The sequence below is a fragment of the Candidatus Nanosynsacchari sp. TM7_ANC_38.39_G1_1 genome (genome assembly GCF_004138385.1).
Map to the genome: position 1 here is coordinate 12,496 of NZ_PQNZ01000008.1, position 8,526 is coordinate 21,021.

Here is an 8,526-nt window from a genome sequence, read left to right on the forward strand (position 1 = left end):
AACCGCAGCANGCGGTGATTCGCTACACGACTACGCCAGCCAAGAACTATATNGGTTCGCTGGTCAGTAATCAAGCGGCTGAAAAAGTCAAAACGTCGGTGGCNGAGCAAATNACTCAGGCGTACGCTAANGGNNTGNTNGANAATGTANNTAANCTNGGCNGCGGNTTGGAAACGNCGGCTNGNGGTGNGGCNCAGCTACTTTGCATGNTGGTTTGACGNNNNTGCAAGNNGGNNCGCAAACTTACNCTGGNGGCGTNCGGCAATTGGCGGTAAATCAGCGGGCGATGGCTAATGGTTTAGCGNGGCTCGGCGATGGATCGCGCCAATTNCAGGCAGGCTTGNGNCAATTGTCGAACGGTTTGCCAAGCGAATCGCAAGTTGCGCAGTTAACAAACGGNATGAANCAGNTGCAGGCAGNCCTTAATCAATTAAATNCNAGCGTNNATAATCCATCGCCNANGCTNGTNANTCAGCAGANNAANGTGCAGAGNGANGCGCNNNTTTTGGCGCAAACTATGCAANCGNCNNCNGCGGANTTNNCGGNAGCAGGCGGGACGCTGCANNCANTNGGANNTNATGCGGNANNTTCTGGCGGTTCGACAACCATAACTTTGCCGCAAATTAGCCAGCTTTCCCNGGCACTTANTAAAACGCAAACGATNAGNNTTCAAGCGGCCGCGCTNCTTAAAGATTTGCAGATACTCACTCAAAGTCTGTCAACTCAACAAGCACAATTACAAACCGGCGTCTCTACGCTGAACAACGGCGTTAACCAGCTGGCGCCAAATGCAATCACTGCTCTTAATGGTTATAACAGCGTAAGAGCAGCGAATAATCAGTTGCTGGCTGGTTCGTCATCGCTAACAAACGGTCTGGCACAGGCGCAAACTGGCAGCCAACAGCTAGCGAATGGCGCGCGGCTGTTGGATAGCCGCTCTGGTGTACTGACGAATGGTGCGTCGCAGCTGGCGGGCGGCGCGGATACTCTGGCTACGAAACTAACAGACGCTTCCCAGCAACTCAAAATACAACCAACTGGCGCAGCCACCCAGCAGCAGATGGCGAATCCGGTGAAGTCGGAAACGACCAAGCGGGGCGACGTGCCGAATTACGGCTACGCGCTGGCGCCGTACGTGTTGTCGCTGAGCTTGTTTGTCGGGGCGATTGCTCTGAATATTATTTATCCAATCCGCAAAACTTTTGCCGAGCAAGAGAACGCCTTTCGCTGGTGGCTGGCCAAAGCTTCGGTTACTGGCGTGGCGGCTTTTGTTCAGGCAACAATTTTGATGCTGATCATGGTTTATTGCCTGGGTCTAGTGCCAGATCATCCAGTGAACTTCATCGGGGCGATTTATTTGACGTCGTTTGTCTATATGTCGATCGTGTCGCTGTTGGTGATTGTGCTGGACAATCCAGGACGCTTCCTGGCGATGGTGCTATTAGTGCTGCAGCTGGGTTCGAGCGAGGGAACATTCCCGATTCAAACAGCCAATGGCTTTTTCCAGGCAGTCAATCCGCTGGTGCCGATGACTTATTCTATTCGGGCGCTGCGCCAGGCTATTTCGGGAGGCTTAGGCAGTTCGTTCTATAGCGATAGCATGTGGGTGCTAGCTGGATTCTTGCTGGCGGCTAACTTGTTGACAATCGGTTTCTTTATCTACCGCGGCAAGCGCAAATTCGCTCATACTTCGGTGGATGGCGACGATTAATTCTCTTTGAGATTTTTAAGAAATGCCAGCGTCGCTGAAAAAAACGGCGCTGGCATTTTGGTTGATACGCGGTCATTTTTGACAAAATACGGGCAGTTTGCTAAAATAAAGCTACTAACGAGAGGGATTTCTAGCGAATAAAAGCACCTCTCTACCTGGTTTTTAGATTATTGTAATAAAAAAGGAGTATAACAATATGGGTCAGCGGCGACTGGCAACCCCCAAAGGTGACGATACTGGTAAACGCCCTTTGCAGGTTAAACAAAAATCAACCAATACTGTACTGAATGCGACAACTACGCGCAAAGGCGAAGTCTTTCGGGCGCAGCGGCGGATGTCGGAAGGCGTGAATGCGCAGGCTAGCCAGCATCTGATTAATGTGCCGGTCAACAAATCGGTATACAACGGCTATGGCGGCAGGCAATTCAGTCTAAAAGATCAGCCGAAACGTCCGCGGGCGCCGCGGCCAACGCTAAAGGTGATTCCGATTGGCGGTGTCGGCGAGATGGGTATCGGCAAGAACATGACGGCGATTGAATACGACAACGATATCATCGTCATTGATATGGGATTCTTGTTCCCGGGCAGCGATTATCCGGGTATAAATTATATAATTCCTGATACTCAGTGGCTGGAAGAAAATAAGCATCGGATTCGAGCGCACGTCTTTACGCACGGCCATCTCGACCACATTGGCGCATTCCGGCATATCATCCCGAAATTGCCAGCACCAGTTTATGGCACGAAGTTCACGCTTGGCATGCTACAGCGGACGATGGAAGAGACAGACGGCGCTTTCACGCCAGAATACCACGAATTAAATCCAGAAAATCATGATACTGTACAACTTTGTGATTCATTTAGCGTTGAGCTGGTACGCGTTAATCACTCGATTCCAGATGCAGCTGCCGTAGTGGTGCGGACGCCAGTTGGTAATATCCTCTCGAGCGGCGACTGGCGTATTGAAGAAAATCCGGTCGATGGCAAGAAATTCGATTTTAATCGGATTAGCGAAATCGCCGAGAAAGAAGGCTTCTTGCTGTTTATGAACGAGTCGACTAACTGTGAAAGCGACGGTACGCATACGCACGGTGAATTCGATATTCAGCACAGTATGGGCGAGGTGATGGATAAGTGGTCGAAGAGCCGGATTATTGTCAGTAGCTTTTCTAGCCAATTGCATCGAATTCAGCTACTTCTCGAGGAAGCGAAAAAGCATGATCGCAAAGTAGCGTTTGCTGGCTTTAGTATGATTCAGAACCTAGAGGTGGCGTTGCGTTCGGGTGTGATTAAAGTGCCGAAAGATACCGTCGTTAAGATGGAAGATTTGATTAAATTGCCTGATAACAAGATAACAATCGTCTGTACTGGCAGCCAAGGCGAGTTCAATGCGGTGCTCAATCGGATGGCGACGGGGGCGCACAAATACGTTAAAATTAAAGGTTCGGATGTGGTAGTGCTGAGCTCGAATCCAATTCCTGGCAATGAAAAATACGTAGTGCGGACAGTTGATGGCCTGATGCGCGAGGGTGGCGAGATTATTCAAAATGGCAAAACACACCTAACTGGTATCGGGCCGCTGCACCTATCGGGTCACGGCTATTACGATGACCACGTGCGGGTGATTAATGCGGTCAAACCGAAGTACTATCTGCCTAATCACGGCGAGTTTCATATGCTAGTGCATAATGCACGCTTGGCCGAGAAAGAATGCGGTATTCCGCGGCAAAATATATTTGTTTGTGATCCAGGCGATATCATTGAGTTTACTAGCGATGGCGCGCATAAAATTGGCCGCATTGTTCACTCTGGCGGTACGATGTATGATGATGCTGGCGCGGTAGTCAGCGAAGTGGTGCTCAAAGACCGTATCCACATGAGTCAAGAAGGTATATTTATAGTCATATTGACGGTTCAGCGCGGTACGGGGCGGCTCTTGACTAGTCCAGACATTATCAGCCGCGGGTTTATTTATATGCGCGATAATGAAGAGTTAATGGGAATGATCCGCCAATATCTCAAGCAGAAAGCGGCGCGTAGTTTCTCTGGTAAGTATGACATAGAGGTGGTCAAAAAAGAAATCAAAGACGAAGTAACGCATATTTTGTATGATCAGACGCGACGAACGCCGATTGTCATTCCAGTAGTTAATGAAGTTGGCGGCGCAGCGAAAGCACACGGCCGCGCCCCGCAAACTAAATCTGCTGGCCAGCCGTTGATGCCGCAGCCGTCAGGCAAGCGTTTCCCGCGCAAACAGACCCCTGATACCGAGACAGTAGTGCCGCGCGACCGCTCAGACAGCCGCTCGTACTAACAGATATGTACATGAGGTTTTCTAGATAAAATTAGATATTGTAACATAAAATTGATACATTAACTATTTTTAGTTACGATCAAGACATGAAGAATATTGAATCTACCCCCCATCTTTATCAACGCCATTAGCAAGTATTAGTGTTTGTCCAGAACTCGCTGCAATTGAACCGTGGTCTACGCCAAATCCAAAAGTTAGAGTTTATTTTGAAAAATCTCGTCCGGACGCCTGGCCTATACTTCCGCCAAGAGATCAGCTCAATCCGCAAGCGCGGGAGGCGCTGGCTGTCTTTGATAAGGCAGACGAATTGCGGGCAGAACCTGGATATGAAGAAGTGTTGGAGCTGGCAGGCTTACGGGTAGAAGTAGACATTAAAGATAGTAAAAAGCAGGCAGCGGAAAAACTAATAGACAAAGGGATTAGACTAGGAAAAATACCTCCAGAAGATAGGGAAAGTAAACTAGCAAGATATACAGAAAGATCCGGATGGGTAAAATATGGGATAGAAAGACAAGTACTTAGTGGTGAGTTGCCTGGGGATAGCTTTCTGTGTAAACCTCTTCAACTAGGAAGTTCGGCTTTAGAAAGGCTGGCCATATTGGAAGCTCTTGGTTTTAATGAAGGAAACATCAAAGGTTCTATTGTATTTGGAAGTAAGCATAGATATGACAGAAAAGTTCAAGAAAGTGATAGGTTCTTTAGGTCAACAGAGGAAGAACAGAGAGAGCAGTTAAAACGTCTGCTTGATGACGCTAAGACAAATCAAGCGAACGAAGAAAAACGTAAAAAAGAGGCTGCTAGGGTAGCTGGTATTGAGAGAATGTCTGGAGGTGATGTAGAAAGGGTTGTTGAGTGGTTTGAATCTTGTGCGGAATCATTGCGGCAAGATGGCTATGTATTGAGTTCAATGGTAAACCTTGAGTCTAGCAGAGAGAAAGCTGAGCTTGTCAAAGGAAGTATCGCAGAACTGCGCCAATATTTTCCAGATTTGCGCTATCCAAGCGGCTTGAGTGTACTTGATTATTTATCAGAGACTTATGGTGCGGATTCGACAGCAGCAGTATTGGTTGGCGCGCAGGTCGTAGGAACAGGTAAAGTTTATACTCTTGGTCTAGACTGGGCGACTGTTTATAGAAAGTTAGATTCCTCAGACAGCCGCTCGTACTAACAGATAGCGCTATTGCTTTTTGTAGTAATTTATGCTACAATAGTAGTATACCCTTTTAGATATAAACAGAGTACAATAGGTAACGGTTATGGCAAAGAAAAAGACGACGCGAACTCGAAAATCGACTAAAACAACTCGTACAGCACGCGCTAGCAAAGCAGCGAAAGCACCAGCACCGCAGCATGAAGTACCCTCTGGGTTTTGGCCGCAAGTTGCGGCGGTGCTATTGATGGCGCTATCGGTACTGCTGGTGGTATCGTGGTTCGGTGCGGGCGGTCCATTGCTTAATCAAATGCTAGAAGTGTCTAAGCGAACGATTGGCTGGGCGGTTTATATAGTGCCAGTTGTCGGTTTGTATGTAGCTGTTAGAATATTTGGCGCCGAAAACAACCGATTGCCAGCAGTCATGAAATTTGCCTCAATTTTGATAGTTATTTGGTTCAGCGGCTTATTCGGGCTGTTTCGCGAAAAGGGTGCGCCGTCGACTGGCGGTGTTGTTGGTGATGGATTGAACTCGGTTGTCTTGTCGCTGGTTAATGTACCAGTTGGTGTCTTTGTTTATATTTTGCTGATTGCGATTACGCTATTGTTTGTGTTGCAAATGCGGTTTAGTGATATCGCAGGAATGTTCAAGACAGCAGTATCTAGCAACGAAAAGGCAGAGAACGAAGCTAATGTCCAGGTTATGCGCAAAGCTGCCGAGGATGATCACGGCAAGATGGACGATTTCAAGCTTAATGAAGGCGTACCGACAGTATCACAAGATGATAGCAAGCAAAGTGCGAAGCTTAAAATCAAACCGCAAGCTAAAAAAGCCGAAGCCGATCGCGACGACAAAATGGCGATGCTGGCGGTTAGCGACCCGAACTGGCAATTTCCTGGTCTTGATTTGCTTGAAAAGAAAGAAGCGCCAGCTGATGCGGGCGATATCAAGCAGAATGCGCGCATTATCCAGGATACTTTACGCGAATTTAATATCAACGTCGATATGGAAGGCGCTAATATCGGCCCGAAAGTGACTCAGTATACGCTGCGGCCGCCGGCTGGTATTAAATTGAGCAAGATTACGGCGCTAGAAACCAATATTGCGCTGAATTTGGCAGCGTCGAGCTTGCGCATGGAAGCACCGATTCCAGGTAAAAAAGCTGTCGGTATCGAAGTGCCGAACAAGAAAGCGGCCGACGTGCGTATCCGTTCAATCCTCGAGAGCGCTGAATGGCGCCGCCGCAAGGAACCGCTAAGTTTCGCAATCGGCAAGGATATCTCGGGGCTGCCGTTTGTCGGGGAGCTTAACAAAATGCCGCACTTGCTGGTCGCCGGACAGACAGGCTCTGGTAAATCGGTGATGATTAATACGCTACTGTGCAGTTTGCTGTATCGTAACGCACCGAGCGATATGAAGTTGATTTTGGTTGATCCGAAGCAGGTCGAGATGGCACCGTATCAAGATATACCGCACTTATTAACGCCGGTGATTGTCGAGCCAGAAAAGACAATGAGCGCACTGAAGTGGGCGGTTAACGAAATGGAACGTCGCTATAGCTTGCTGGCCGAGGAACGAGTACGCGATATCAAAACATATAATGAGCGCGCGAAAGCAAAAGGCAAGAAAATCGGCGTTGCCGATGAAAAGGGTAATGTACAGCAAGTTGATGAAGGTACAATGCCGTATATTGTGATTGTGATTGACGAGATGGCTGATCTGATGATGGTAGCTAAGCGCGATGTCGAGGGTCTGATTGTTCGCTTGGCGCAGAAGGCGCGGGCGGTTGGTATTCATCTGGTGCTGGCGACGCAGCGTCCGAGCGTTGACGTGATTACTGGTCTCATCAAGGCCAATGTGCCGGCGCGGATCGCCTTTACGGTAGCTAGCCAGACAGATAGCCAGACAATTCTCGACCAGGCTGGCGCCGAGAAATTGCTGGGCCAAGGTGATATGCTGATTAAAACTGCTAGTATGCCGAAGCCGAAGCGTATTCAGGGCGCTTGGGTGATGGACAGCGAGGTGAACAAAATTACTGATCAGCTGCGGATGCAGGCGCCGCCTCAGTACAATGATGAAATCGTTAGCCAGCCAGTGCAGCTAAACGGTAAGGGCGGCGTAGTGATGGACTTCGGTGGTAATAGTGGCGACGATATGTTCAAAGATGCAGTGCAAGTGGTAGTGCAGATGCGCAAAGCCTCGACGTCGTTATTGCAGCGGAAGCTACGAATCGGCTACTCGCGAGCAGCACGGATCATTGAAGAAATGGAAGAGCAAGGAATTATTGGTCCAGCTGATGGTTCGCGGCCGCGCGAAGTATTGATATCTAGCGTGGACGAGATTAGAGCTGGCGGTGATTTCTAGGATTACTAAACACCGACATATTCGCCGAGGACAGTCACCTCGTGATTGCTGCGCTCAATGTCGCGGATAGCTTGATAAAGCGGTTGTCCAGCGCAGTCGACGACAATAAAAAACTTATATTTCCAAGGCTGACCGACGATTGGCTGCGATTGTAATTTGGCGAGATTGATATGGCGTTTGGCGAATATTTGTAATACCTCGACGAGGGCGCCAGGCTGATGGTCGGTGGTGATGACCAGAGAAGCACGATTAGCATCAGCAGGCGCATTAGACGGTTCAATTACCAAAAAGCGGGTGATATTATCGGGATTGTCGTGGATGGAATGCTGTAGTATTGGCAAATTATATAATTCAGCAGCAGTTTGGCTGGCGATAGCGGCGCAGTGCCGGGAGCCGTTTTGCTTGATAAATTCGACGGCGCCAGCGGTATCAAAAAATTCAATTGGTGTTGCCTGCGGTAGGTGTTCCTGTAAGAAATAGCGGCATTGAGAAAGAGCTACCGGGTGAGAATAAACCTCAGTAATATCACTGATTTTGGCGTTTGGCAGACCAATTAGCATTTGCTCGACAGGCAGCTTGATTTCGCCGACGATTGGCGCACTACATTCCTCGATGTAACGGTAAACTTCGTTAATGCTTCCAAATAGGGTGTTTTCGACCGCTGTAACGATCGCGTCGGCGTCGCCGCTGTCGTAGGCGGCGAAGACTTCGCTAAAGGTTGTGCAGGGAACGAGTTTGGCGCTAGCGCCGTACCATTGGCGGGCGGCCTGGTCGTGAAAAGAGCCAGCTTGGCCCTGGATTGCGACATGCATTCTAGCATCATAGCACAATTGCGATTTTGACTGCAAAATTAGGTGGTAAAAGTATTATAATCTTCTGGTAAAGCATCCAATGATTGCAATGACTAAATAGTTGCGGAGATATACTTGACAAATTAGCAAATATGGAGCATGACTGTAAATAGAGATGGTGTTGGTGTCAGCGAG

At 48.6% G+C, this 8,526-nt stretch carries 5 protein-coding genes and 1 pseudogene (1 of these 6 only partly in view); 5 read left to right on the plus strand and 1 reads right to left on the minus strand.

Annotated features, from left to right (window positions below; genetic code table 11):
- The 5 genes and pseudogenes from G1ANC_RS04220 to G1ANC_RS01115 all read left to right on the plus strand — a co-directional run.
- Positions 1-218: pseudogene (locus tag G1ANC_RS04220) on the plus strand (YhgE/Pip domain-containing protein); it begins 361 nt to the left of the window's first position.
- 476 nt (positions 219-694) lie between these two features.
- Positions 695-1,711, plus strand: coding sequence for a YhgE/Pip family protein (locus tag G1ANC_RS01100; RefSeq protein ID WP_164997953.1), 1,017 nt, complete (start codon positions 695-697; stop codon positions 1,709-1,711).
- A gap of 196 nt (positions 1,712-1,907) precedes the next feature.
- Positions 1,908-4,025 carry a ribonuclease J gene (locus G1ANC_RS01105; protein ID WP_129693196.1) on the plus strand — a complete coding sequence of 706 codons (2,118 nt, stop codon included), beginning with the start codon at positions 1,908-1,910 and terminating at the stop codon, positions 4,023-4,025.
- 307 nt (positions 4,026-4,332) lie between these two features.
- Positions 4,333-5,193, plus strand: a complete 861-nt coding sequence (locus G1ANC_RS01110) for a hypothetical protein (protein ID WP_129693197.1) — start codon at positions 4,333-4,335, stop codon at positions 5,191-5,193.
- Between the two features lie 88 nt (positions 5,194-5,281).
- Complete coding sequence (locus G1ANC_RS01115) at positions 5,282-7,540, plus strand: DNA translocase FtsK 4TM domain-containing protein (protein WP_129693198.1); 2,259 nt, start codon at positions 5,282-5,284, stop codon at positions 7,538-7,540.
- 5 nt (positions 7,541-7,545) lie between these two features.
- Here G1ANC_RS01115 and G1ANC_RS01120 read toward each other — a convergent pair whose 3' ends face one another.
- Positions 7,546-8,352, minus strand: coding sequence for a prephenate dehydratase domain-containing protein (locus G1ANC_RS01120; RefSeq protein ID WP_129693199.1), 807 nt, complete (start codon positions 8,350-8,352; stop codon positions 7,546-7,548).
- Between the last annotated feature and the right edge of the window lie 174 nt (positions 8,353-8,526).

Bases quoted from the DNA above. Each gene is read 5' to 3' on its own strand.
- G1ANC_RS01120 (WP_129693199.1), bottom strand. From the start codon at position 8,352: ATGCATGTCGCAATCCAGGGCCAAGCTGGCTCTTTTCACGACCAGGCC.
- G1ANC_RS01115 (WP_129693198.1), top strand. From the start codon at position 5,282: ATGGCAAAGAAAAAGACGACGCGAACTCGAAAATCGACTAAAACAACT.
- G1ANC_RS01105 (WP_129693196.1), top strand. From the start codon at position 1,908: ATGGGTCAGCGGCGACTGGCAACCCCCAAAGGTGACGATACTGGTAAA.